This window comes from Mycolicibacterium celeriflavum (assembly GCF_010731795.1).
Taxonomy (GTDB): domain Bacteria; phylum Actinomycetota; class Actinomycetes; order Mycobacteriales; family Mycobacteriaceae; genus Mycobacterium; species Mycobacterium celeriflavum.
On record NZ_AP022591.1, the window covers coordinates 970,091 to 994,714 of the forward strand.

The 24,624-nt window shown below is 67.8% G+C and carries 23 protein-coding genes; 7 read left to right on the forward strand and 16 right to left on the reverse strand.

The annotated features are described in order from the left end of the window. Window positions 1-236: 236 nt before the first annotated feature. Entirely contained in the window at window positions 237-1,508 is a 1,272-nt protein-coding gene (gene tyrS / locus G6N18_RS04615) for a tyrosine--tRNA ligase (protein WP_083005141.1), read from the reverse strand. Between the two features lie 133 nt (window positions 1,509-1,641). Here tyrS and G6N18_RS04620 point away from each other — a divergent pair, with 133 nt between their 5' ends. Further along, entirely contained in the window at window positions 1,642-2,316 is a 675-nt protein-coding gene (locus G6N18_RS04620) for a class I SAM-dependent methyltransferase (RefSeq protein WP_083005008.1), read from the forward strand. A gap of 10 nt (window positions 2,317-2,326) precedes the next feature. Here the strand turns inward: G6N18_RS04620 and G6N18_RS04625 are convergent, their stop codons facing one another. Beyond that, on the reverse strand, window positions 2,327-2,938 hold the full coding sequence (locus G6N18_RS04625) for a DNA-3-methyladenine glycosylase (protein WP_083005011.1): 612 nt from the start codon (window positions 2,936-2,938) through the stop codon (window positions 2,327-2,329). A gap of 58 nt (window positions 2,939-2,996) precedes the next feature. On the opposite strand from G6N18_RS04625, the gene G6N18_RS04630 reads away from it, so the two are divergent. The 3 genes from G6N18_RS04630 to G6N18_RS04640 are packed head-to-tail and all read left to right on the forward strand — an operon-like array spanning window position 2,997 to window position 5,142. Beyond that, on the forward strand, window positions 2,997-3,770 hold the full coding sequence (locus G6N18_RS04630; RefSeq protein WP_083005014.1) for an ABC transporter ATP-binding protein: 774 nt from the start codon (window positions 2,997-2,999) through the stop codon (window positions 3,768-3,770). Then, the gene (locus G6N18_RS04635; protein ID WP_083005018.1) at window positions 3,695-4,522 is read left to right on the forward strand and encodes an ABC transporter permease; all 828 of its coding nucleotides are present in this window, start codon (window positions 3,695-3,697) and stop codon (window positions 4,520-4,522) included. Before G6N18_RS04630 ends, G6N18_RS04635 begins: the two co-directional genes overlap by 76 nt. Window positions 4,523-4,527: 5 nt before the next feature. After that, window positions 4,528-5,142: a TetR/AcrR family transcriptional regulator gene (locus G6N18_RS04640; protein WP_067218297.1), complete on the forward strand. Its 615-nt coding sequence runs from the start codon at window positions 4,528-4,530 to the stop codon at window positions 5,140-5,142. Here the strand turns inward: G6N18_RS04640 and G6N18_RS04645 are convergent. The 3 genes from G6N18_RS04645 to G6N18_RS04655 all read right to left on the reverse strand — a co-directional run bounded on the left by G6N18_RS04645 (window position 5,125) and on the right by G6N18_RS04655 (window position 8,962). Then, complete coding sequence (locus tag G6N18_RS04645; protein WP_067218254.1) at window positions 5,125-5,352, reverse strand: Trm112 family protein; 228 nt, start codon at window positions 5,350-5,352, stop codon at window positions 5,125-5,127. The two genes, G6N18_RS04640 and G6N18_RS04645, sit on opposite strands and share 18 nt — an antisense overlap. A 6-nt stretch (window positions 5,353-5,358) precedes the next feature. Beyond that, a complete protein-coding gene (locus G6N18_RS04650) occupies window positions 5,359-5,907 on the reverse strand; it encodes a hypothetical protein (RefSeq protein ID WP_109749528.1) in 549 nt (182 codons plus the stop codon). A gap of 91 nt (window positions 5,908-5,998) precedes the next feature. Next, on the reverse strand, window positions 5,999-8,962 hold the full coding sequence (locus G6N18_RS04655) for an acyl-CoA synthetase (protein ID WP_067218258.1): 2,964 nt from the start codon (window positions 8,960-8,962) through the stop codon (window positions 5,999-6,001). Between the two features lie 100 nt (window positions 8,963-9,062). Between G6N18_RS04655 and G6N18_RS04660 the strand changes: the two genes are divergently transcribed. Then, window positions 9,063-10,811 (forward strand): ABC-F family ATP-binding cassette domain-containing protein, encoded by a 1,749-nt coding sequence (locus G6N18_RS04660; RefSeq protein WP_067218261.1) that lies wholly within the window; start codon window positions 9,063-9,065, stop codon window positions 10,809-10,811. A 48-nt stretch (window positions 10,812-10,859) separates the two neighbouring features. Then, on the forward strand, window positions 10,860-11,312 hold the full coding sequence (locus tag G6N18_RS04665; protein ID WP_082949247.1) for a TIGR03618 family F420-dependent PPOX class oxidoreductase: 453 nt from the start codon (window positions 10,860-10,862) through the stop codon (window positions 11,310-11,312). A 13-nt stretch (window positions 11,313-11,325) separates the two neighbouring features. Here G6N18_RS04665 and G6N18_RS04670 read toward each other — a convergent pair whose 3' ends face one another. Beyond that, window positions 11,326-11,934: a TetR/AcrR family transcriptional regulator gene (locus G6N18_RS04670; protein ID WP_067218264.1), complete on the reverse strand. Its 609-nt coding sequence runs from the start codon at window positions 11,932-11,934 to the stop codon at window positions 11,326-11,328. 71 nt (window positions 11,935-12,005) lie between these two features. On the opposite strand from G6N18_RS04670, the gene G6N18_RS04675 reads away from it, so the two are divergent. Further along, on the forward strand, window positions 12,006-12,629 hold the full coding sequence (locus tag G6N18_RS04675) for a hypothetical protein (RefSeq protein ID WP_179962362.1): 624 nt from the start codon (window positions 12,006-12,008) through the stop codon (window positions 12,627-12,629). On the opposite strand, the gene argH is transcribed toward G6N18_RS04675, so the two are convergent. The 10 genes from argH to pheS form a co-directional block, all read right to left on the reverse strand. Beyond that, on the reverse strand, window positions 12,583-13,995 hold the full coding sequence (argH, locus tag G6N18_RS04680; RefSeq protein WP_083005021.1) for an argininosuccinate lyase: 1,413 nt from the start codon (window positions 13,993-13,995) through the stop codon (window positions 12,583-12,585). The two genes, G6N18_RS04675 and argH, sit on opposite strands and share 47 nt — an antisense overlap. An 85-nt stretch (window positions 13,996-14,080) precedes the next feature. Further along, window positions 14,081-15,280 carry an argininosuccinate synthase gene (locus tag G6N18_RS04685; RefSeq protein WP_067218274.1) on the reverse strand — a complete coding sequence of 400 codons (1,200 nt, stop codon included), beginning with the start codon at window positions 15,278-15,280 and terminating at the stop codon, window positions 14,081-14,083. After that, entirely contained in the window at window positions 15,280-15,774 is a 495-nt protein-coding gene (locus G6N18_RS04690) for an arginine repressor (protein ID WP_059163876.1), read from the reverse strand. Before G6N18_RS04690 ends, G6N18_RS04685 begins: the two co-directional genes overlap by 1 nt. Further along, a complete protein-coding gene (gene argF / locus G6N18_RS04695; RefSeq protein WP_083005025.1) occupies window positions 15,771-16,697 on the reverse strand; it encodes an ornithine carbamoyltransferase in 927 nt (308 codons plus the stop codon). The genes G6N18_RS04690 and argF overlap by 4 nt, the downstream gene beginning before the upstream one ends. Next, window positions 16,694-17,866, reverse strand: coding sequence for an acetylornithine transaminase (locus tag G6N18_RS04700; RefSeq protein WP_083005028.1), 1,173 nt, complete (start codon window positions 17,864-17,866; stop codon window positions 16,694-16,696). Before G6N18_RS04700 ends, argF begins: the two co-directional genes overlap by 4 nt. Then, on the reverse strand, window positions 17,863-18,735 hold the full coding sequence (gene argB / locus G6N18_RS04705) for an acetylglutamate kinase (RefSeq protein WP_083005031.1): 873 nt from the start codon (window positions 18,733-18,735) through the stop codon (window positions 17,863-17,865). The genes G6N18_RS04700 and argB overlap by 4 nt, the downstream gene beginning before the upstream one ends. Next, window positions 18,732-19,970, reverse strand: coding sequence for a bifunctional glutamate N-acetyltransferase/amino-acid acetyltransferase ArgJ (gene argJ, locus G6N18_RS04710; RefSeq protein ID WP_083005034.1), 1,239 nt, complete (start codon window positions 19,968-19,970; stop codon window positions 18,732-18,734). Before argJ ends, argB begins: the two co-directional genes overlap by 4 nt. Next, entirely contained in the window at window positions 19,967-21,001 is a 1,035-nt protein-coding gene (gene argC, locus G6N18_RS04715) for an N-acetyl-gamma-glutamyl-phosphate reductase (RefSeq protein ID WP_083005038.1), read from the reverse strand. The genes argJ and argC overlap by 4 nt, the downstream gene beginning before the upstream one ends. A 54-nt stretch (window positions 21,002-21,055) precedes the next feature. After that, window positions 21,056-23,554 carry a phenylalanine--tRNA ligase subunit beta gene (gene pheT, locus G6N18_RS04720; RefSeq protein WP_083005041.1) on the reverse strand — a complete coding sequence of 833 codons (2,499 nt, stop codon included), beginning with the start codon at window positions 23,552-23,554 and terminating at the stop codon, window positions 21,056-21,058. After that, window positions 23,554-24,597, reverse strand: a complete 1,044-nt coding sequence (gene pheS / locus G6N18_RS04725; RefSeq protein WP_083005044.1) for a phenylalanine--tRNA ligase subunit alpha — start codon at window positions 24,595-24,597, stop codon at window positions 23,554-23,556. The genes pheT and pheS overlap by 1 nt, the downstream gene beginning before the upstream one ends. Window positions 24,598-24,624 lie beyond the last annotated feature (27 nt).

Genomic DNA, 24,624 nt, shown 5'->3' on the forward strand with positions numbered 1-24,624 from the left:
TCGTAGTGCGGACGCTCGGGAACCCACCGAAGTGGGGTTTCCCTCTGGGAACCGCCGCGCTCTTCGGGCTGAGCCCGTGTCGCAGCGACGAATCAACAAGGTACGTGAGGGAAAACTAGGAGTCAAATGGCCTGATAGAACGAGTATTTCAACTCGACGCGCACCAAGGTGCGTTGACTCCAACCAGAGCGTCCAACGCCCCGATCGCCGTCGTTGTTCCCGATTCGGTCGAGAACTCACGCGACCCGTTCGATGCCCGCGATGTTGCGCTTGCCGCGGCGCAGCACGAGCCAGCGGCCGTGGAGGAAGTCGGCGGGCTGCGGAACCCATTCCTCGCTGTCGATCCTGGCGTTGTTGACGTAGACGCCGCCCTCGGCGATCGTCCGCCTGGCGGCCCCTTTGCTGGCGGAAAGTCCGCTGACCACCAGGAGGTCGGTGATCGAGTCCGGCCCCCCGGGCTCGAGTTGGGCGACCGCGGCCTCTCGCAGCGCCGCACCGAGCGTGGGTTCGTCGAGTTCGGCGAGCTCACCGCGACCGAAAAGCGCCTGGCTGGCGTGCTCGACCGAGCGCGTCGCCGCCTCACCATGTATCAGGGTGGTGAGCTCGCGGGCCAGTCGACGCTGCGCGGCCCGTTCGTGCGCTCGCTCTCTCGTCGCTTCCTCGAGTTCGGCGAGCTCGGCGGGGGTCAAGAACGTGAACCAGCGCAGATAACGGACGACGTCGGCGTCCGCGGTGTTGATGAAGTACTGATACCAGGCATACGGACTGGTCATCTCCGGGTCCAGCCACAGGCTGCCACCGCCGGTCGACTTGCCGAACTTCTTGCCTTCGGAGTCGGTCACCAACGGCGTGGTCAGGGCGTGCACCGTCGCCCCATCCTTCTGGCGGACCAACCTGACGCCGGCGATGATGTTGCCCCACTGGTCGGAGCCGCCGATCTGCAGGGTGCAGTCGTAGCGTCGGTGCAATTCCACATAATCGTTGGCCTGCAGCAGCATGTAGCTGAATTCGGTGTAGGAGATGCCCTCGCCCTCGAGCCTGCGCCGCACCGTGTCACGGTCGAGCATCACGTTGACCGAGAAGTGCTTTCCGACGTCGCGCAGGAACTCGATCGCCGACAGCGGCCCCGTCCACGACAGGTTGTTCTCGACCACCGCGCCCGTCGGGGAGTCGTCGAACTCGACGAAGCGCTCGAGTTGACCGCGAATCCGGTCTGCCCAGTCCGCCACGGTGTCCACGGTGTTCAGCGTGCGCTCGCCGGTGTCGCGGGGATCGCCGATCATGCCTGTGGCGCCGCCCGCGAGCACGATCGGTCGATGGCCGGCCTGCTGAAAGCGGCGCAGCGTCAACAGCGGGATGAGATGGCCGGCGTGCAGGCTCGGAGCGGTCGGGTCGAAACCCGAATACAGGGTCATCGGCCCGGTGGCCAATGCGGCCGCCAGCGCGTCCTCGTCGGTGGACTGCGCGATCAAACCGCGCCACCGCAGCTCGTCGAGGATGTCCGGGATGCCCTTAGACGTCACGGTGTCGATCTTCCCGTACCGCGGTGGATCGGCCGCAGCCGGTGCGCCCGCGCGCGGCGCATTCGGCCGATAACATGGCGCAGCCCGAACGCCGCTGAGGGAAAGAGGCGAACACCGTATGACACCGCCCGATCCGTTGGAGATTCGCAAAGGAGCGGCGTTCTACAACGCACGGGGGCTCTTCATCTACAACCTCTATGTTCTGAGGTTCAACAACCGATGGCTGTGGCGTTGCCCTCGGGGCCGACTTCTCCGGCATTACGACGAGCACATCCGCTGCAACCACCTCGACATCGGGCCGGGCACGGGGTGGTACCTGCAGCACACCACGTTTCCCTGCCGTGACCCCAAGGTCACGCTGCTCGACCTGAGCCCGGACAGCCTCGCGACGGCGGGCAAACGCCTGCGCACGTTGTCGCCGACGCTGCTCCATTCGGATGTCTTTTCTCCGATTCCCACGAATGCGAAATTCGACTCCATCGCCGCCAACTACGTGCTCCATTGCATACCTGGCGACTGGCAAAGCAAATCCTTGGCGATCGAAAATGTAGCCAACGCTCTCGCGCCTGATGGGATCTTCTTCGGCTCCACCATCCTGGGTGTAGGTGTTCGTCATAACCTGTTGGGTCGGCGAACGATGAAGCAATTCAACACATCCGGCACCTTCCACAACGACACGGACGACCTCGCCGGTCTGCAGAAGGCCCTCGACACCTACTTCGAGAAGTTCACGACGACGATGGTCGGCACTGTCGCGCTGTTCACCGCCACCCATCCGCGCATCGCGGCATAACGCCTGGCGCTCAATCGCTCTCACCCGGCGCCGGGGCACGCGGACTGCGCCGGTACAGCGACACCTCCGGGCGCCCGGCGAGCCACAGCCGCCACGGCCGATCGGCGGCCTTGCTCACCCCCACCCGTGGACCCTCCGCCGCGGTGTGCTGCTCGCCGAGCGTCAGCTGAATCGGGCTCCTCCGGGCGAACACGTCAAGCCCGTTGTCCTCCATCGTGATTCCCAGAGCTGAGCACAGGTTGCCCGGCCCCCTCGCCAGGGCAGCCGGTCGAACCAGTTCCCCCCGCCGCGCGAGGGCGGTGTCCAGGCCCGCTTCAACCGCCGCCGCCCTGAGCAGCACGGCACCGGCGACGCCGTCGGTGGCGCAGACGATGTTCGCGCACACGTGGATTCCGTGGCTGCGGTAGGTGTAGAGGCGCCCGGCCGGTCCGAACATCACGGAGTTACGCGGCCCCGGCCCGCGAAACGAGTGGGCCGCCGCGTCGGGCCACGGGCCATCGGCGGGTCCGCCGTACGCCTCGACCTCGACGATCATCGCGCTCACCCCCCGCCCGCACAGCGACGCGCCGAGCAGCCGCTGGGCCGCGGTCAGGGGGTCCGTGGACAGCAACTCGGCGCTCACCGAAGCGATTCTGCCGGTGCCCTTGACAGGCCCGACGAGTGGGCGCAGTATTCATCACATGATGACTTCATCGCATGATGAATTCCGGACACCGCCGCCTGATCCGGCCGTCGACATCACAGATCTGCGCGTCGTCCGCGGTAAGCGGCTGGCCCTCGACGACGTCACGGTGCGGATCGCGCAGGGCACCATCACCGGCCTGCTCGGTCCTTCCGGATGTGGCAAGACCACGCTGATGCGCAGCATCGTCGGCACGCAGATCATCACCAGTGGTTCGGTGACGGTGCTGGGCCGGCCCGCCGGGGCGGCAGACCTACGGCACCGGGTCGGCTATGTCACTCAGGACCCGACCGTCTACGACGATCTACGGGTAATCGACAACGTTCGCTACTTCGCCTCGCTGTACGGGACCGACTCTGACGCCGCCGATGAGGCCGTCGAAGCTGTCGGGCTCGACGACCATCGAACAGCGGTGTGCGCCAATCTGTCCGGCGGCCAGAAGACGCGCGCCTCGTTGGCGTGCGCGCTCGTCTCGCACCCGGATCTGCTCGTGCTCGATGAACCGACCGTCGGGCTGGACCCGGTGCTGCGGGTGGATTTGTGGGAGCAGTTCCACCGCTTGGCGAGTCAAGGGACGACGCTGCTGGTGTCCAGCCACGTGATGGACGAGGCCGATCACTGCGGTGAGTTGTTGCTGATGCGCGAAGGTCGCCTGCTCACCCACACCACACCGACGAAGCTACGAGAGGACACGCAATGTCAGTCACTGGAGGAAGCGTTTCTGTCCGTCATCAGGCACAGCACCGCGGCCGCCGCAGCCGAAGCCGGTTGAGCCCCCAGCCATATCTCGCCACCACGGGCCGCATCCTGCGCCAACTGGCGGCCGATCACCGCAGCGTCGCAATGATCCTCGTCGTGCCAAGCCTGATCATCACGTTGCTCTACTTCATGTTCCAGGAAGCCCCGCACCCGCCCGGGGCACCATCTCCGTTCAACACCGCGTGCTTGATCATGCTCGGCGTTTTCCCCCTCGTGGTGATGTTTCTGATCACGTCGATCACCATGCAGCGCGAACGGGTTTCGGGCACGTTGGAGCGGATTCTGACCACTCCCCTGCGTCGCACAGACCTGCTCGCCGCGTACGGCACCGCGTTCTCGATCGCCGCTGCCGCCCAGGCGACGCTCGCGTGCATCGTCTCGTACGTGTTCCTCGGTTTCGGTACCGAAGGCAGCCCGGGGTGGGTATTCACGATCGCGATCATCAACGCCGTACTCGGCGTGGGGCTGGGTCTGCTGTGTAGCGCGTTCGCGCGCACCGAGTTCCAGGCCGTGCAGTTCATGCCCGTGGTGATCGTCCCGCAGCTTCTGCTGTGCGGCATCATCGTGCCGCGCGACGTGCTGCCGGACTGGCTGCAGTGGATCAGCAACGTGCTGCCCGCAAGCTACGCTCTGGAGGCGCTGCGACAGGTCGGCGCCTACCCGGAGCCGACGTTCATCGCGGTGCGCGACATGGCGGTCGTGATCGGCTTCGCGGTTCTGGCGCTGTGCCTTGCGGCGGCCACGCTACGACGAAGGACACCGTGACGACGTTGACCACCAACGCTGAGCGCAAACGCCCCGGGCGGCCGCCCGGACCGTCGGACACCCGGGAACGCATCCTGACTAGTGCACGGGAATTGTTCGCGCGCAACGGAATCGACAAGACCTCGATTCGTGCGATCGCTGCGGCCGCGGCGGTCGACCCCGCGCTGGTACATCACTACTTCGGGACGAAGACCCAGTTGTTCGCCGCGGCGATCCACATTCCGATCGACCCGATGCAGGTCATCGGCCCGCTGCGGCAGGTTCCGGTGGAGGAGATCGGCCGCATACTGCCGTCACTTCTGCTGCCGCTGTGGGATTCGGAAATGGGCAAGGGTTTCATCGCGACGCTGCGGTCCATGCTCGCGGGCAACGATTCGTCGTTGTTCCGGACGTTCCTGCAGGAGGTCATCGCCAAGGAGGTCGGCTCGCGCGTCGACGACCCGCCCGGTACCGGGCCGATCCGTGTGCAGTTCGTCGCCTCGCAATTGGTGGGCGTGGTGATGGCCCGCTACATCCTCGAACTCGACCCGTTCAAATCGCTGCCGGTGGAGCAGATCGCGGAGACGATCGCGCCGAACCTGCAGCGCTACCTCACCGGAGAGTTACCTGGCTTCGCCTGACGCGCGGTCCACCATCCGCTGGTGCTCGGCCTCGTCGGTGACGGCGACGGCCTCGTCGATCAACAGCACCGGGATGCCGTCGTCGATGCGGTATGCCCAGCGTAGCCGCGGGTTGTAGAGGTATTCCGGCTGATCGGGGTCGACGAGCAGCAGCGGTCCGCGGTCCTGCGGGCAGACCAGGATTTCGAGAAGTTTCGCGTCGAGCGCCACGGCGGATCAGCCGGTAGGGGCGGTCATGCCCGGGATGACAGGCACCGGGCCGGCGACGGGTCCGTTGTCCACCACGGCCTGGGCAGCCCGCGCCTGCAGCTTGCGCTGATAGGCGATGGTCTCTTTGAGCGCTTCGACGAGCGGCGTCTGGTTCGGCCGGTGCTCGAGCGCGTCCGCCAGCGCCGCTGCGTTCGCGTTCGACGGGCGGTAACCCTGCTGGCGCAGCTTCACCGCGTCGTCGATCAGCTTGGAGATCTGACCGCCGCCGTCGCCCTGCCGGTACTCCTCGTGGATGACGGAGAGCACCTGGTCGGCGTTCACCTTGGGCGCAGCCGCCTCGTCGTCGTTTTTGCAATCCTCGCCGGTGCAGGGCGTCACCGGCCCCTCGGCTTGAGGCTCAGGGGCTTCGGTTTCGACGGTCGGCTCCGCGGGCTGCGCCATCGCAGTGGGCAGTGCGACACCGGTCAGCAGGCCGGCGGCCAGCACGCCGCTGGCGATGGTGCCCAGGAAGAGGCGACGCCCGACGCCGGGATGTGTACCGGTTCGCGATGTCATCAATCCTCCAGCTCGGTGGCGCGGCTGCCCGGGTCCGGCGACCTGCCGCCAGCGGGAGCCTAACAGCGCCCGGTTGCCGCGGCAGGTCGTGCTATTGGCCTTCGGCGAGCTCGGCGCGCACCGCGACGGTCAACCGCTTGTACCGATTCGTATCGGGGTCCAGATACCAGGCGTTACGCGACGGTTTCGGAATGCCTTCCGCGCGCAGCGGGCTGACCAGCGGTCGGTACGACGCGCTGAACGCCATCTTCGGCACAACGTGAACGATGTCGGGCGGGTCGCCCACCGGCAGATCGGCCAGCGCCTCGGACAGGTCCGCGGAGGGGATGCTGCCGCCCGGGCACAGGGCCAGCGCGGTGACCGCGAGCTGGCGGTCCTTGGTCTGAACCCCGTAGGTGACGGCGAGGTCGACCGCCCCGAGGCAGCCGACGGCGTCGTTGACGGTCGATGCGAACACGCATCCACGCCCGGTGTGGATGACCGCGCCGCGGTTGTCGACAAGCCAGTAGTCGCCGTCGGTGTCGCGGCGGAACAGGTACTCCGTGGCCACCCAGGTGTCCGCGGGCGCGAAGACACCGCGTTTCACCGGCGCCGTCGGATCGACCGGGCCCCGCGGTCGCGCGATCAGCACGCCGACCTCGTTGGCCTCGGCCCGGCGTACGAACCCGCGCTCGTCCTCCAGGATCAGATCGTCTTCGGGGTCGTAGGCCGCCAGCTCGAGATCGCGTCCACCCGGTAGCGGACGGCCCTTGCTGCCGATCTTCGCACCGGAGACGTTGGCGAGCACGGCTTGTCCGTCGGTGGTGGCGAAGAACTCGACGACGTGCGCAGGTTTGAAGATGTCCACCACACGCTTCCACAGCCCGGTCGGCATGCCAGAACCGATGAACAGCCGCACCGGGTGGCTGCCGTGCAGCGAGAACGACGGATCGTCGATGACCTCGCGCAGCATCGCCCACGTGTAGGTCACCACCGTGACCCCGTACTGGCGAATCTCCTTGAGGAACCGATCGGGCTGCAACCCGCGGGACAGGGCGATCCGCGAGCCACCGACGGTGGCACCACCCAGCGCGACCAGCAGCCCGGACTGATGGTGCAGCGAGGTCAGGCAGTAGACGGTGTCGCTGCGACTGAGATTGGCCGCCGACGCGGTGCCGAACGCCGAGATCGCCCAGCGCGCGTTGGTGATCTGCCTGGCGACAAGTTCGCCGCCGATCGAACTGAAGCCGACGAACGCAAGGTCCCGCGCGAGGCCCGGATTCGGTCGGTACCAGCCGGGCAGATCGACCGCGTCCGGGTCGATCTTCTCCATGTCGATGACGTCGGCGTCTCCGGGGACATCCAGGTCGCGGGACTCGCCGCCGCCGAGCACCAGCACGCGCATGTCGAGTTGCCGGGCGGCGTCCAGGTTGCTCGGATCGGCGATGATGTCCGACACCGAGCCGAGCCGCGCAGCGGTGGGCAGGTCGACGTCAGGCGGCATCAGCACCGCGACCGCACCGAGCCGCGACAGCGCCGCGATCGCCACCAGCGCGCTGGGGCGGGTCTCCATCAGCACACCGACGTGCGCACCCTGGCGCACCCCGACCTCGATGAGACCGCGGACGACGTTGTTGATGCGGCGGTCCACGGCTTCGTACGTGTGGACCCGGCCGTCGAACAGCAGGCAGTCGCCGCCAGGGAGGTCCCGCGCCTGCTCGGACAGGATCCGGCCGAACGAGATGCGGGTGTGCTCGTTGATCTGGCCGAGCCGGGCCAGGCGCGGCAGTGTCCTGGCCGTCTCGACAGCCAACGCGCGGGCGGACTTGTTGGCGGACACGACCGCATCGGCCGCCGAGCGGGCGAGGCTCCATGCCATCTCGGTGGCGGCGGCGGTGCTGTGTGCGATCCGCGAGCTGAACGAAACACCCGTCTCGTTGGGTTCGGCCTGCTGCAGCGCCATCGCGTTGACGCCCTCGGGCCGGTCGCCTGCGCCGTCGAGCCACTTGACCCACTGTGCGACGGTCGGCCATGTCTGGCTGGCCGCCTTTGACCCGACGACGAGCCCGAAGTGTCCTGCGCGGATGAGGAATTCGTACACATCGGCCCTGGGGGCGGCGCGTTTGATGCCGCGCACCGAGGCGGGTTGGCCGATGTCGTCGACCTCGCCGATCACCGCAAGCACGGGACAATCGATATCGGAGAGCGTGACCAGGTCACCATGGATGGAGAAGCCGCCACTCATCATCCGGTTGTGCGCGATGAACTGTTTGAGCAGTTCGGCGATGGCGGGTCCGGACCAGGCGATCCAGCCTTCGGAGGCCAGGAAGCGACGCTGCTGCTCGCGCGGCAGCAACGCCTCCCGGTCGTGCAGCTGGCGCAGGAAGTCGATACGCGACTGCGCTGTCTTGATCGGGTCGAGCATCTGAAAGCCCGTACGCGCGAGCCACCCCGGGATGTCGATCCGGCTGAACACGTGATCGGCCATGAAGTCGGCGGCCGCGGGCGCGATGCTGGCGGGCATGTTCATCGGCAGCGCGGCCAGGGTGTCGACCGGTGCGCCGAACGCGATGATGCTCGCGAGGTCCTTGGACCTGCGATAGGCGCCGGCCTGGTAGGCGAACATTCCGCCCTGCGAGTAGCCGGCGAGGTGCACGTCGCGGCCCGTCAGCTCTTTGACGGTGTCGATGGCCTCGCTGAGCGCGACCACGTGGTCGGCGAGCGTGCGCTCCATACCGCCCTCGACCTTGTCTGGTGCGCCGAAGTCGATGACCCACGGATCGATGCCCGCCTTGTGCAGGATGCCCACGGCACCGTCGTCACGGGTGACGTCCCACATGTCGGCCGACATCATCATCGGATGGACCATCAGCACGGGTGGTCCGGGCGGTTTGGCGCCGGGCCTTGTGTCGGGCGGGAAGTAGCGCCGCAGCCGGTACATCGGGACGCTCTGGATGATCTGGAACGGCGAGGCCACGGCACCGGTCTCCAGTCCGCCGTAGCGCAGCACCTCCAGCCCGTTCTGGGCGGTGGCCACCAACCGCCCGACCGGCCTGGTTATCGCCGACAGATCCACACCGCACGCTCCCCTTCAAGCCGATGCCGCTACGCGCGTTTGCCGACGTCATCATGGCACAGCGCCGGGTCTGAGAGGGGCGACCTATCATCGGCGGCTGATGGCGAATCTGATCAACGTCGAGCGCGCGACGGTCGGCTACGGCACCCGGACGCTTCTGGATGCGGTCAGCCTGGGGATCGACGACGGCGACGCGATCGGTGTCGTCGGGCGCAACGGCGACGGCAAGACCACGTTGCTGCAGATCTTGACGCTCACCCGCGAGCCGGATTCCGGCCGGGTCACTCACACGTCCGGGTTATCCGTGGGCTATCTGCGGCAGAGCGACGACTTCGCCGCCGACGCCACTGTGCGCGACGTCATCGTCGGCGGCCGGGCCGACCACGTCTGGGCCGCCGAACCCGACACCCGCGACGTCGTCTCCCACCTGTTGGCCGACGTCGCGCTCGACACTGCGGTCGGTCGACTGTCCGGCGGTGAGCGGCGCCGGGTGGCGTTGTCGGCGGTACTGATCGCCGGGCACGACGTGCTCGTACTCGACGAGCCGACCAACCATCTCGACGTCGAGGTGATCGGCTGGCTGGCCTCGCACTTGAACCGACGCAGGGCCAAGGCGCTGGTGGTGGTCAGTCACGACCGCTGGTTCCTCGATGCGGTGTGCACCAGGACGTGGGAGGTACACGACGGTGTGGTGGACGGGTATGACGGCGGCTATGCGGCATACGTGCTCGCGCGGGCGGAGCGGATGCGGTTGGCGGCCGGCGCCGAGGCCCGTCGGCAGAACCTGATGCGCAAGGAACTGGCGTGGCTGCGTCGCGGCCCGCCGGCGCGGACATCGAAACCGAAGTTTCGGATCCAGGCCGCCAACGAACTGATCGCCAACGAGCCGCCGCCGCGTGATTCCCTTGTGTTGCAACGCTTTGCGACAACACGTCTGGGCAAGGACGTCTTCGATCTGCACCGGGTACGGCTGGAGGTCGGTCCGAATGTGGTGCTGGACCGCGTCGACTGGTCCATCGGGCCCGGCGCACGCATCGGACTGGTCGGCGTCAACGGCAGCGGCAAGACGTCCATACTGCGACTTCTGGCGGGTGAGTTGGCTCCCTCGACGGGCACCATCAAGCGTGGCGCCACGCTGAAGATCGGCTACCTGAGCCAGACGGTGGCTGAAGTAGACGGGGCGCAACGGGTGATCGATGCCGTCGAAAACCGCCGTCGCATCGCTGAATTGGCGGGCGGGCGAGAGGTCAGCGCCGACACGTTGCTGAAGGATTTCGGATTCACAGGCGACAAGCTGACCGCACGGGTGGCGGAGTTGTCCGGCGGTGAACGGCGCCGGCTGCAGTTTCTGCGGCTGCTGCTCGACGAACCGAATGTGTTGCTGCTCGATGAGCCGACCAACGATCTCGACATCGACACGCTGACCGTCATAGAGGACTACCTGGACGGCTGGCCGGGCACGCTGATCGTCGTCACCCACGACCGCTATTTCCTCGAACGGGTCTCCGACGTCACCTATGCGCTCACCGGCGGCGGGCGCTGCGACTTGCTACCGGGCGGAGTTGAGCAGTACCTCGCTCAACGAGCGGCCGCGGAGCCGCCGTCGCCGGCGGCGCCGACGCGTGCCTCGGAGTCGGCTTCCGCGCGCGAGCGTCGCACCAGCAAGGAGATGGCGCGGATCGAGGGTCAACTGTCCAAGCTCGATGACCGGATCGCGGCGCTGCACGAGTCGATGGCCGACGCGGCCGCCGACCATGTCCGCGTTGGTGAGCTCAACACCGAGCTTCAGGAGCTGCTGGTGCGCAAGGAATCTCTCGAAGAAGCGTGGTTGGCCGCGGCCGACGGTTAGGGACGAGGTTGCGGATCAACACCCTCACAACGAGAAAGGATCGGCATCGTGGCTGATATATCCGCGTTCACCGAACTGATTCCGGACGACCACGGACTGTGCGTGCTGAACACGCTGCGGCGTGACGGCAGTATCCAGTCGTCCGTGGTCAACGCCGGAGTCCTTCCCCACCCGGTCACCGGCCGGCCGGTGGTCGGTCTCGTCGCGATCGGCGGCTCCCGCAAGCTGCACAATCTACGTGCCGACGCCAGAACGACAATCGTCGCGCGCGCCGGTTGGCAATGGGCGAGCGTGGAGGGGCGCGCCGAGCTCATCGGACCCGACGACTCGCATCCCGATGTCGACCGTGAAGGCTTGACAGCCCTGTTACGCAACGTCTTCCAAGCCGCCGGCGGAACCCATGACGACTGGGACACCTATGACAGGGTGATGGCAGAGGAAAGGCGAACCGCCGTCCTGATCGCGCCTGAGCGCATCTACACCAATCCCGAGCCCGGGTAGTGAGCCACGCAGATCAACGCCGCCGGCCGGTCGGCTCCAGATCAGCGAGGTGAGTTCGCAGCAGATCGAGAAGGGCCCTGGGCCGCAGATCTTTTGAATCGACGGTCAGCGCGTGCAGCGCAAGGCCATCGACAAGCGCGTGGAGCCGGTCGGCTTCGTAGTCGAGGTCGACGTCGTCGCGGATGAGCTTGGCGTGTTGAAGCACCGCCAGGACACCTCGGCAGGCATCGGCGACCGCGTGCTGCGCATCGAGAGCCACCCGGCGCAACGATGGATCCGACGGGCTCTCTGTGACCACCGCCATGTTGACCGCCATCTCCACGCGCCGGTGGTCGTCGAGCGGCATCATCTCGGCGAGCACCGCTTCCGCGAGCTTGCGAGGGTCCTGCAACGCAAAGTGCTTCTGCACCCGCTCACGGGCTTGCTCGTGCACCAACGCCATTGAGTACTGCAGCAACTCGGCCTTTGTCGAAAAAACGTGGCGCACCGACCCGACGGCAAGACCGGCTTCGGCGGCGACATCGCGGATCGACACGGCGGAGACGCCGTCACGGACCACGATGCGCCAGACCGCCTCGGCAATCTCACGGCGGCGGCCATCGCGGTCGATCAGTTTTGGCACCCTAGCATGTTAGCACGCTTGTGCTACGTTAGTGATACGGATGTGCTACCAAATATCAGGAAGTTGAGGAGATGCTCGAGTTCTTCGCCGAGAACCCTGTCGCCGCAGTGATCGTGGGATGCGAGATCGGCCTGTGGGTGCTGCTGGGCCTTGGCCTGATGCTGCGTTATCTCGTGCGGGCGCGTCACACGAGCACGGTGGTCCTCGCCGGCATTCCGCTGCTCGACGTGGTTCTCGTGGTCGCCACCGCGATCGACCTGCAGCGCGGCGCCGAGGTGGGGTTGGTGCACGTGCTGGCCGGCTTCTATCTGGGCTCAAGCGTGGCCTTCGGCCCGGCGATCGTGCGGTGGGCCGACGAGCGTTTCGCCCACCGGTTCGCCGGTGGCCCCGCTCCGCGCCGGACGCCCAAGCACGGCCCGGAGCGGGTCGCCCATCTGATGCGCGAGTGGTACCGCGTGGTGGGCACGGTGGCGATCGCCTCGGTGGTGCTCGTCGTGCTGATCCTCTTCTTCGCAACTCCCGACGATCACGCGTCGCTGTGGTCGTGGATCGGCCGCGCGTGGGCCGTTGTCGGCCTGTGGTACGTGTTCGGTCCGTTGTGGGAACGGGGAAAGAAGGACGACCGCGACGACGGTCCCGCGCGCCCGGTCATCTCCTCAAACGTACCCGCAACCGGTCGGCGGTCTCACGGATGACGCCGAGCTGCTTGGCGACCTGGATCGGCGCCGTGCCACCGCGGGCGTCGCGGGAGTTCACCGAGCCTTCGATGGTGAGCACCTCGCGTACCTGGGGCGTCAGTTCGGGGTGTATCGAGGCGAGTTCGGCGTCCTCCAGGTCTTCCAGGCCGACACCCCGCGCCTCGGCCGCGCGGACCGCTGCGCCTGCGGCCTCGTGCGCGACGCGGAACGGCACCCCCCTGCGAACCAGCCACTCCGCGACGTCGGTCGCCAATGTGTAGCCCAGCGGGGCGAGTTCGGCCATCCGGTCGACGTCGAAGCGCAACGTCGTCACCAGCCCGGCCATCGCCGGCAGCAGCAGCTCCAACTGGGCGACGGAGTCGAACACCGGCTCCTTGTCCTCCTGCAGATCCCGGTTGTAGGCCAGCGGCTGCGCTTTCAGCGTGGCCAGCAGCCCGGTGAGGTTGCCGATCAGTCGGCCCGACTTGCCGCGAGCCAGTTCGGCGATGTCGGGGTTCTTCTTCTGCGGCATGATCGAGCTGCCGGTCGACCAGGAGTCATGCAAGGTGATGTAGCCGAACTCCGTTGTACTCCACAAGATGATGTCCTCTGCGAGCCGCGACAGGTCAACGCCGATCATCGATAACACGAACGCGGCCTCGGCCGCGAAGTCGCGCGATGCCGTCGCGTCGACGGAATTGTCGGCAGCCGCGTCGAAGCCGAGGTCCGCGGCGATCGCATCGGGATCCAGGCCCAGCGACGAGCCCGCCAGTGCCCCGGAACCATAGGGCGACACCGCCGCTCGCTTGTCGAAGTCGACCAGCCGGTCGACGTCGCGCAACAGCGGGTGCGCGTGTGCGAGCAGATGGTGCGCGAGCAAGATCGGCTGTGCCGACTGCAGGTGCGTCTTACCGGGCATGATCGCAGTCGGGTGGGCCGCCGCCTGCGTCGCCAGCGCTTCGACGACTTCCAGTGCACCCTCTGCGACGCGCCTGCTCGCGTCGCGCAACCACATCCGAAACAGCGTGGCCACCTGGTCGTTTCGCGAGCGGCCGGCCCTCAGGCGGCCGCCGAGTTCGGGGCCGACCCGATCGATCAGCCCGCGTTCCAGTGCGCCGTGCACATCTTCGTCGGTCGGCAGCGGCGCGAAGCTGCCGTCGGCGACATCGGCGGCCAGGCTGTCGAGGCCGGCGACCAGGCCGTCGCGCTGCTCGTCGGTCAGCAGACCGGCGTTGAACAGCACCTGGGCGTGCGCTTTTGACGCCCGGATGTCGTAAGGCGCGAGCACCCAGTCGAAGTGGGTCGACTTGGACAGCGCCGCCAGCGCGTCCGAAGGGCCGCCGGCGAACCGACCGCCCCACAGCGACCCCTCGTTGGTGCTCACTCGAAGCTCCGTGAACGTGCGCAGAATGTCGAAATTTCGCGGCGTGTCGTGTGCAAACACGCACGTTCGCGGGAATTGGGGGGTGTCATGTGCCCAGGTCCCGGCGGGCCGAGATGCTCGACGACAGGCCGTGGATCTGCACGAAACCCCGGGCAGCTGACTGGTCGAACGTATCGCCCTCGTCATAAGTGGCCAGGTTGAAGTCGTATAGAGATTCCGCGCTGCGGCGGCCGTTGACCGAGATGTGCCCGCCGTGCAATTCCATTCGGATCTCGCCGGTCACGTGTTCCTGGGTCTTGGCGACGAACGACTCCAGCGCGGTTTTCAGCGGCGAGTACCACAGCCCGTCATAGACCAACTCGCCCCACTTCTGGTCGGTGTGGCGCTTGAACCGGCCGAGTTCGCGCTCGAGCGTGACGTGCTCGAGTTCAGTGTGTGCGGTGATCAACACCATCGCGCCCGGCGCCTCGTAGATCTCGCGGCTCTTGATGCCGACCAGCCGGTCCTCGACGACGTCGAGCCTACCGACACCCTGCTCGCCGGCGCGGCGGTTGAGCTCCTCGATGGCCTGCAGCACGCTCACCGGCCGGCCGTCGATCGAAACCGGAACGCCGCGTTCGAAACCGACGATCACCTCGTCGGGGGTGCTCCAGTTGAGCGTCGGGTCCTCGGTGTAGTCGTAGACGTCCTTGGTGGGGGCGTTCCACAGGTGTTCGAGGAAGCCGGTCTCCACGGCGCGGCCCCAGACGTTCTGGTCGATCGAGAACGGTGATCGCTTGGTGACGTTGATCGGGATCGCGTTCTCCTCGGCGAACGCGATCGCCTTCTCCCGCGTCCACGCGTAGTCGCGCACCGGTGCCAGCACTTCGAGATCCGGTGCCAGCGAGGCGAATCCGACTTCGAAGCGAACCTGGTCGTTGCCCTTGCCGGTGCACCCGTGCGCGACGATACCGCCGCCGTGCTCGCGGGCCGCGGTCACCAGGTGCTTGACGATCAGTGGTCGGCTCAGCGCCGAGACCAGCGGATAGCGGTCCATGTACAGGGCGTTGGACTGGATTGCGGCCAGGCAGTATTCGTCGGCGAACTCGTCCTTGGCATCGACGACCACGGCCTCCACGGCGCCGCAGTCGAGCGCCCGCTTGCGGATGACCTCCATGTCTTCGCCGCCCTGTCCGAGGTCAATCGCGACGGCGACCACCTCGCGGCCGGTCTCCTTGCCGATCCAACTGATCGCCACCGAAGTGTCCAGGCCGCCCGAATACGCCAGGATGACGCGTTCTGACATCAGCAAGTCTCCTTTGTTCGAATGCTCTCGAGTTTCGTTGCCAGCTCGGCGCCGGTCATCGGCTCACGCGCGACGACCAGGATGGTGTCATCACCGGCGACGGTGCCGACGACGAACGGCAGTGCCGCGCGGTCCATCGCGCTGGCCAGGTAGTGCGCCGCACCGGGCGGGGTGCGCAGGATCGCAAGGTTGCCGCTGGCGTCGGTCGACACCAGCAGTTCGGCCAGCAGCCGCGACATCCGTTCCGTACCACCGGAAACAGCGCGCACCGGGCTGCCGTCCTCCGGAACGACGTACACGCCGACGCCGCCGTCGGCGCCGCGAAGCTTCACCGCGCCGAGTTCCTCGAGGTCGCGCGACAGCGTGGCCTGGGTGACCTCGATGCCCTCCTCGGCCAGCAAGGTGGCCAACTCGGTCTGGCTGTGCACCGACTGCGACGACAGGATCGCCACGATACGAGCCTGTCTGCCGGCTCTGGTCGCCGCGGAAGTCACGCTTGCTCCAAGAGCCACACCAGTAGCGCCTTCTGCGCATGCAGCCGGTTCTCGGCCTCGTCCCACACCGCGCTGCGCGGCCCGTCGATCACGTCATCGGTGATCTCCTCGCCTCGGTGCGCCGGAAGGCAGTGCAGCACAACGGCGTCGGCCTCGGCTCGGGTCAGCAGCTGGTCGTTGACCTGGAACGGCCGGAACGGCCCCACCCGATCCAAGCCGTCGTTCTCCTGGCCCATCGACGTCCAGGTGTCGGTGACGAGCACGTCGGCGCCGTCGGCCGCCGCGTTCGGGTCCGCCGTGACCGTGACCGTCGCACCGGTTTCCGACGCGCGTTTCTGCGCGGCGTCGACGAAGTCCCGATGCGGTTGGAAACCGGGCGGCGCCGCGACTGTGACGTGCACGCCCGCCGTCGCGCCGCCCAGCATCAGCGAGTGCGCCATGTTGTTGGCGCCGTCGCCGAAGTAGGACATCCGAAGGCCGGCGAGCGACCCCTTGCGCTCAGCGAGCGTCTGCAGGTCGGCGAGCACCTGGCACGGGTGAAACTCGTCGGACAGGGCGTTGACGATCGGCACGCTCGCACCCGCCGCCATCGCGGTCAGCCGGTCCTGGGCGAACGTTCGCCACACGATCGCCTTGACGTAGCGCGACAGCACCCGTCCGGTGTCCTCCAACGTCTCATCCCTTCCGAGCTGAGTGCTGCGACCGTCGACGACGACTGCGTGGCCGCCGAGTTGGGCGATGCCCATCTCGAAGGAGAACCGGGTGCGGGTGGAGTTCTTGTCGAAGATGACGGCCACCCCGCTCGGGCCCTCCAGCGGGCGACGGCTGAACGGCTGCGCCTTGAGTTCGGCCGCGAGCGCGAGCACCTCGGCCTGCTCGTCTGGGTTCAGGTCGTCGTCGCGCAGAAAATGCCGCAGTGTCATGACGCGGCGCCTTTGTCGAGGATGGCGGGCAGCGCGGTGAGGAAGCCGTCGATCTGGGCCTCGGTGATGATCAGCGGTGGAGCCAGCCGGATCACGTCCGGCGCTGCGGCGTTGACCAGGAACCCGGAGTCGCGCGCCGCCGCCTCAAGGGCTTTGGCGGACTCGGCGGTCAGCACGACACCGCGCAGCAATCCCCGCCCGCGGACATGGTCGATCAGCGGATGGCCGAGCGCTTCGATACCTGCCGACAGGGTCTTGCCGAGCACCTCGGCGCGCCCGATCAGGCCCTCGTCGGCCAGCACCCGCAACACCGCCAGCGCCGCGGCGGCGCAGACTGGGTTGCCACCGAAGGTGCTGCCGTGCATCCCGGGGGTCAGTAGGTCGGCGGTCGTGCCGGTCGCGAGGCACGCGCCGATCGGCAATCCACCGCCCAGCCCCTTGGCCAGGGTCACGATGTCCGGGGTGATGCCGTCGTGCTGATGGGCGAAAAACGCGCCGGTGCGGCCCATTCCGGTCTGCACCTCGTCGAGCACCAGCAGCGCGCCGTGCTGCGCGGTGATCTCCCGCGCGGCGACGAGGTAGCCCGCGGGTGGGACCACGACACCGCCCTCGCCCATGATCGGTTCGAGGAACACGGCGGCGGTGTCCTGATCGACAGCGCGCGCCAGTGCGTCGATGTCGCCGTAGGGCACGTGGGTGACGTCGCCGGGCAGCGGCGCGAACGGCTCCTGCTTCGACGGCTGCCCGGTCAAGGCCAGTGAGCCCATCGTGCGGCCGTGAAAAGCTCCCTGCGCCGCAACAAGTTTCGTGCGACCGGTGAGTCGGGTGATCTTGAAGGCGATTTCGTTCGCCTCGGTGCCCGAGTTGCAGAAGAAGACTCTGGCGCCCTCGGCGCCGAGCAGTCCGACCAGGGCTTCGGCCAGCGCGATGCCGGGTTCGGTGGCATACAGGTTCGAGGTGTGTCCCAGCGTATTGAGCTGCCGGGTGACCGCCTCGATCACCGCGGGGTGCCGATGGCCGAGGATGTTCACCGCGATGCCGCCGAGCAGGTCCAGGTAGGACTTGCCGTCGGCGTCGGTCACCACGGCGCCGTCACCGCTGGACAACGCGAGCGGCGGGGTGCCGTAGTTGTTCATCATGACGGCCTGCCAGCGTTCTTGAAGTGTCATGGGCGCACCACTTTCGTGCCCGTCCCTTCGTCGGTGAACAGTTCGACCAGCACACAGTGTTCGACCCGGCCGTCGATGACGTGTGCGCTCGGCACCCCGCCCGTGACGGCCCGTAGGCAGGCTTCCATCTTGGGCACCATGCCGGTTTCCAACGTCGGTAACAGTTGTGTCAGTGCGGCGGAGTCGATTTCGCTGACCAGTGAGTCGCGGTCCGGCCAGTTGGTGTATAGGCCCTCGACGTCGGTCAGCATGATCAGCTTCTCCGCGCCGAGACCCTCGGCCAACGCGGCGGCCGCGGTGTCGGCATTGATGTTGTGCACGACGCCGTCGACGTCGGGGGCGATCGTCGAGACCACCGGGATGCGGCCCGCCCCGATCAGGTCGATCAACGTGCTCGGATCGACGCGTTCGACGTCGCCGACCAGGCCGATGTCGGTGGCCACGCCATCGACCATGACGTCGCGACGCACGGCGGTGAACAACTGCGCGTCCTCACCGGTGACGCCGACCGCGTAGGGCCCGTGCGCGTTGATCAGGTTCACCAGTTCCCGGCCGACCTGACCGAACAGCACCATCCGCGCGACGTCGAGCACTTCGGGGGTCGTGACGCGGAACCCGCCCTTGAAATCGCCCTGGATGCCCAGTCTCGTGAGCATCGCGCTGATCTGCGGTCCGCCGCCGTGCACCACGACGGGGTGGATGCCGCAGTTGCGCAGGAACACCATGTCGGCGGCGAACGCGGTTTTGAGCACGTCGTCGGTCATCGCGTTGCCGCCGTACTTGATGACGACGATCTTGTTGTGCATCTGCTTGAGCCACGGCAGCGCCGCCGCCAACACCTGCGCCTTGAGCGGGGTTTCGACGGTCATGAGCTGTACGCGGAGTTCTCTTCGACGTATCCGTGCGACAGGTCGGTGGTGCGGATCGAGGCTTGTCCGGAGCCGTCGCCGAGGTCGATGGTGACGGTGATGTCCGCGCCGGATAGATCGACTTCACGCGCGCCCGGTTGCGGGGCACCGTCCTGCCACACCGGGATCTCGTTGAACGCCACGGTCATCCGCTCCGGGTCCACCGTGAACGGGGCCATGCCGATGGCCGCGAGCACACGGCCCCAGTTGGGGTCGGATCCGAACAACGCGGTCTTCACCAGGCTGTCGCGCGCGATGAGCCGCGCGCCGAACAGCGCGTCCTCCTCGGACGCTGCGCCCGTCACCGTGACGACGATGCGCTTGGTCACGCCCTCGGCGTCGGCCTGCAGTTGTTGACACAGGTCGTCGCACACACGCAGCACCGCATCGTCGAGTTCGCTCTGGCTGGGCTCGATCGCGCTCGCGCCGGAGGCCAGCAACAGCACCGAGTCGTTGGTCGAGCAACTGCCGTCGACGTCGAGGCGGTCGAAGGTCCTCGCGGCGGCCCTGCGCAGGGCCTGGTCCAGCGCGGCGGAGTCGGCTACCGCGTCGGTGGTGATGACGCACAGCATGGTGGCCAGCGACGGAGCCATCATGCCCGCACCCTTGGCCATTGCGCCGACGGTCCAGTTTCCGCCGTGGTGCAGCGCAACCTGTTTGGGCACGGTGTCGGTGGTCATGATGGCGCGCGCGGCTTCCTCACCGCCGGTGAGCCCGCCGGCCAGCTCGTGGACGATTTCTTGGACGCCGGGCAGCACCTTGTCCATCGGTAGCCGGTCGCCGATCAACCCCGTCGAGCAGACCGCCACCTCGATCGCACCCGTCTCCGTGCCCCAATCGCTCAGCGCTTCTGCGACGGCCTCGGCGGTGGCATGGGTGTCCGCGAAGCCCCGGGGGCCGGTGCAGGCGTTGGCGCCGCCGGAGTTCAGGATCACCGCGCGGAGACGGCCGGTGGTGAGCACCTGTTGGCTCCACAGCACCGGCGCCGCCCTGACTTGGTTGCGGGTGAACACTCCCGCGGCGGCATAGTCCGGCCCCTCGTTGAACACCAGCGCCAGGTCCAACGCCCCGGACGCCTTGATACCGGCGGCGATACCGGTCGCGCGGAAGCCCTCGGGGGCGGTCACCCCTTGGGTGCGGACGAGCCGACTCTCCGTCGCCGGAGCCGCCGGGCCGGCGACATCAGAGCCCGTCACGGCGCCACTCCCACGATCGAAAGGCCTTCGGTCTCCGGCCAGCCGAGCGCCAGGTTCATCGATTGCACCGCGGCGCCGCCCGTGCCCTTGACGAGGTTGTCGATCGCGGCGATGCCGACGAACGTCTGCGCATCTTCGTCCACGGCGACGGCCAACTGGGCCGCGTTGCTGCCGAGCACTGAACCGGTCTTCGGGAGCTGGCCTTCCGGTAGGAGATACACGAAAGGCTCAGCGTCGTAAGCCTTTTCGTAAGCAGCGCGAATTTCTGACAGCGGCACGGTGGTGCGGGCGGTGCAGGTGGCCAGAATACCGCGCGAGGTCGGGATCAGCACCGGCGTGAACGACACCGTCACGTCCTTGTCCGTGACCGCGCGCAGCCCCTGGGCGATCTCCGGTGTATGCCGGTGCCTGCCGCCGACGTTGTAGGCCCGCGCGGAGCCGATCAACTCGGCGCCGAGCAAATCGGCTTTGACGGCACGGCCGGCGCCCGAGGCGCCGCTGACCGAGACCACGGTCACGGCGGGCTCGATGAGGTCTTCGGCGATCGCGGGCCACAGCGCCAACAGTGCCGCGGTCGGATAGCAGCCGGGCACCGCGATCCGCTTCGCGCCGCGCAGCCGGTCGCGGGCCCCGGGCAGCTCCGGCAGACCGTACGGCCAGCTGCCCGCATGGGCCGACCCGTAGAACCGCTCCCATGCCGCGGCGTCGGTGAGCCGGAAGTCAGCGCCGCAGTCGATGATCAGGGTGTCGGCGCCGAGTTGATCGGCCAGCTCCGCCGAATGCCCGTGCGGCAACCCGAGGAAGACCACGTCGTGGCCGCTCAACACGTCTTTGTCGGTGGCCTCCAGGACCCGGTTGGCCAGCGGCAACAGATGCGGATGATGCTCGGCCAGCAGCGTCCCCGCGCTCGCTGCGGCGGTCAGCGCCCCGATCGTCAGGCGCCCATCGGCGTATGCGGGATGGCCGAGCAGGAGTCGAAGAATCTCGCCACCGGCATATCCGCTGGCGCCGGCCACCGCCACTGAAACCATAACGACAATTCTGCATGGTTATGCAGGCATATGCAAACCCATTACCTGGGCGCTTTATCGGCGCTGCTCGGCGCCCACTCTGTCCGCCGCGGCTTGTACGGCCGCTTCGCGGGCGACACTGGCTTCATCTTCAGTCAGCGTGCGATCGGCGGCACGGAACCGAAGCGCGAATGCGAGCGATTTGCGGCCCTCGCCGACCTGGGGTCCGGTGTAGACGTCGAACAACCGCACGTCCTCGAGCAGCGGCCCCGCGCCGGCGCGGACGGCGTCGACCACGCTGGCCGCCGCCACGTCCTCCCCGACGATGAGGCTGATGTCCTGGAACACGGCGGGAAACGGCGACACCGACGGGGCGGGAAGCCGCTCGACGATCGGAACGGCGTCCAGATTCAGTTCGAGGGCGCAGGTCCGCTTGGGCAGCCCCGAGCGCTCGACGACCGCGGGATGCAGTTCACCGGCGTGGCCGACGACGATTCCGGTCTCCCGGTCGCCCAGCACCACCTCGGCGCACCGGCCGGGGTGCCACGGCAGGTGCTGCGCCGAGCGCAAGCGCAGATCGACACCAGCTGCGCGGGCGATGATCTGGACCGCCTCGAAAGCATCACTGGCGTCCACTTGGCGGCCGGGCCCCCACGGTCCCGCGGGCTCGCGCTGCCCCGCCAGCACGACGCCGACGTGCTGGGGCTGTCTGGGCAGCGACGCGTCGAGTGCCGCGATCTCGTCGGCTTTGGGCCGCCGGTCGGTGGGAATCCGGTCGACGGCGCGGTTCTCCGGCGTGGGCTCGACGACCTGTTGGATCGCGAACAGTGCCACGTCATGGGTACCGCGAGACTCGTTGCGGCTCAGAGCCTCCAGCAGACCCGGTAGAAGCGTGGTCGCCAGCTGCGGCCGGTCGGACTCCAGCGGGTTGAGTACATCGGTCGTCGCCCTACGGGGGTCGTCCGCCGGCAGGCCCCAGTCGTCGAACACGCCTGCGGGCAGAAACGGCGTGGGCAAGACCTCCACGTAACCATTGAGGCCCAACGCTTTTCCTATCGCGCGTCGACGCTTCTGCAGCGGCGTCAGGCCGCGGCCGGCCGGCGCCTTCGGCAACTCCGAGGGGATGGACTCCAGGTCTTCCAGGCGCAGCACCTCTTCGACGAGGTCGGCGGGCTGGCGCAGGTCGGGTCGCCAACTCGGCGGGGTGGCGGTCAGTTGGCCGTCGGCGACAGTGACGTGTGCGCCGATCTGGGTGAGCCGCCGTTGCGCGATGCCCGAGGGGTAGCCGACGCCGGCGGTGCGGTCGGGCAGGTCGATCGCCATGCTCACCGGCGGGAGTGACCAGTCTTCCCGTGGCGGCTCGCCGCGCCAGTCGGTCAAATTGGGCTGCACTGTGCCACCGGCTATTTCGGCCAGCAGCGCAGCGCAGCGGTCCAGCGCGGCGACCGAGATCGCGGGGTCGACGGTGCGTTCGTATCGCCGACCCGCCTCGCTGTAGAGGTGCAGCCTCCGTTGGGTGCGCGATACCGCGGCCGGGTCCCAGACCGCGGCCTCGAGCAGCACGTCGGTGGTGCTCTCGCGCACCTCGGTGGTGCCTGCGCCCATCACGCCGCCTATCGCGGCGGTGGCGACGTCGTCGACGATCAGCACATCGGCCGGGTCGAGACGGCGTTCGACGTCATCGAGGGTGACCACCGTCTCCCCTGGCTCGGCGAATCGCACGCGGAAGCCGCCCGAGATCAGAGCGCGATCGTGGGCATGCATCGGATGGCCGAGCTCGAGCATCACGTAGTTGGTCACGTCGACGGCGGGCGAGATGGCCCGGATGCCGGACAGCAGCAGGCGTCGCTGCAGCCACCACGGCGAGACGGCGGCCGGATCGACACCGGTCACGGGGCGCAGCCCGAAGCGCAGCACGCCGGTGCCCGGTTCGACGGCGAGCGACAGCGCCTCTCCGTCGGCCGGCAGCGGCACCACATCGGCAGGGTCGACGAAGTCGAGATCGTAGGCGGCGGCGATCTCGCGGGCCATGCCGCGTACCGACAGGCAGTAGCCGCGGTCGGGCGTGATCGCCAGGTGAAACACGACGTCGTCGAGACCGAGCACGTCCGCGGCGGGGCTGCCGGGCTCCGCGGTGCCCGGTGGCAGCACCAGGATGCCGGAATGGTCGGTGCCCAAATGCAGTTCGGCCGTCGAACAGATCATGCCGTCGGAGATGCGGCCGTAGGTCTTGCGGCTGGCGATCGTGAAGTCGCCCGGGAGCACAGCGCCGGGCAGTGCCACCACGACCAGATCGCCGGCAACGAAATTGGTTGCCCCGCAGACGATGTCGCGCAGCTCGGGTTCACCCAAGTCCACCTTGACCGCCCGGATGGGCTTCTTGAACTCGGTGAGCTCCTCGATCTCGGCGACCCGTCCGACCGTGAGCGGTCCGGCGACCGGTCCGACCGGGATGACCTCCTCGACCTCATGACCGATGCGGATCAACGTCTGCTCGAGTTCGTCCGGCGCCACGTCCCAACCCGGGGCACCCGCCGCAACGACGTCGCGCAGCCAGCTGTACGGCAGCCGCATCAGGCTCCTACTCCGAACGGCAACGAGAATCGGACGTCACCCTCCACCATGTCGCGCATGTCCGGAATGCCGTTGCGGAACTGAAGGGTACGCTCCAGGCCCATGCCGAATGCGAAACCGGAGTACACGTTCGGGTCGATTCCGCAGGCGCGCAACACATTCGGGTGGACCATGCCACAGCCGCCCCATTCCACCCAGCCTGGGCCGCCCTTCTTGTTCTCGAACCAGATGTCGACCTCGGCCGACGGCTCGGTGAAGGGGAAGAAGTGCGGCCGAAACCGAGTGCGTCCCTGCGGGCCGAACTCCGAGCGGGCGAACGCGTCCAGCGTGCCGCGCAGATGCGCCATCGTCAGACCCTTGTCCACTGCGAGGCCCTCGACCTGGTGGAACACCGGGGTGTGGGTGGCGTCGAGTTCGTCGGTGCGGAATGTGCGCCCGATGGAGATGATGTAGACCGGTGGCTCGCGTTCCAGCAGCGTGCGGATCTGCACCGGTGAGGTATGCGTGCGCAGCACCTGCCGCGAGCCCTCGGGGGCGATGTGGAACGTGTCCTGCTCGCTGCGCGCGGGGTGGTCGGGCGCGAAGTTCAGCGCATCGAAGTTGAACTGTTCGGTCTCGACCTCTGGTCCTTCGGCCAGTTCCCATCCCATCGCGACGAACGTGTCGGCGATGCGCTCGGCAAGGATCGTGATCGGGTGGCGGGCGCCGATCGGTTGGCGCGTCGACGGCAGCGTCACGTCGATGCGCTCGGCCACCAGCACCGCGGCGTCCCGCTCCGCCCGCAGCGTCGCCAACCGCTCGTCGTAGGCGCGCTGCGCCTCCGCACGGGCGACGTTCACCCGCTTGCCCGCATCGGCCCGGTCGGCCTTGGCCAGCGCGCCGAGCGACTGGCGCGCCAACGCGATCGGCGACCGGTCACCGAGATGCTCGGTTTTCGTCCGCGCGAGCGCATCGAGATCGTTCGCCAACTCGAACGCATGCCGAGCCGCGCTGACGGCCTTGGTCAGCGCTTCTTCGGACAGGTCTACGGGCTGGTCAGCCACCCGGCGATCATAGCGATGCTTCGAACG

Coding starts and splice junctions, on each gene's coding strand:
- G6N18_RS04620 (WP_083005008.1), top strand. CDS start 1,642: ATGACACCGCCCGATCCGTTGGAGATTCGCAAAGGAGCGGCGTTCTAC.
- G6N18_RS04630 (WP_083005014.1), top strand. CDS start 2,997: ATGATGACTTCATCGCATGATGAATTCCGGACACCGCCGCCTGATCCG.
- G6N18_RS04635 (WP_083005018.1), top strand. CDS start 3,695: ATGTCAGTCACTGGAGGAAGCGTTTCTGTCCGTCATCAGGCACAGCAC.
- G6N18_RS04650 (WP_109749528.1), bottom strand. CDS start 5,907: ATGACATCGCGAACCGGTACACATCCCGGCGTCGGGCGTCGCCTCTTC.
- G6N18_RS04660 (WP_067218261.1), top strand. CDS start 9,063: ATGGCGAATCTGATCAACGTCGAGCGCGCGACGGTCGGCTACGGCACC.
- G6N18_RS04675 (WP_179962362.1), top strand. CDS start 12,006: ATGCTCGAGTTCTTCGCCGAGAACCCTGTCGCCGCAGTGATCGTGGGA.
- G6N18_RS04685 (WP_067218274.1), bottom strand. CDS start 15,280: ATGTCAGAACGCGTCATCCTGGCGTATTCGGGCGGCCTGGACACTTCG.
- argF (WP_083005025.1), bottom strand. CDS start 16,697: ATGACACTGCGGCATTTTCTGCGCGACGACGACCTGAACCCAGACGAG.
- G6N18_RS04700 (WP_083005028.1), bottom strand. CDS start 17,866: ATGACACTTCAAGAACGCTGGCAGGCCGTCATGATGAACAACTACGGC.
- argB (WP_083005031.1), bottom strand. CDS start 18,735: ATGACCGTCGAAACCCCGCTCAAGGCGCAGGTGTTGGCGGCGGCGCTG.
- argC (WP_083005038.1), bottom strand. CDS start 21,001: ATGGTTTCAGTGGCGGTGGCCGGCGCCAGCGGATATGCCGGTGGCGAG.
- pheT (WP_083005041.1), bottom strand. CDS start 23,554: ATGCGGCTGCCGTACAGCTGGCTGCGCGACGTCGTTGCGGCGGGTGCC.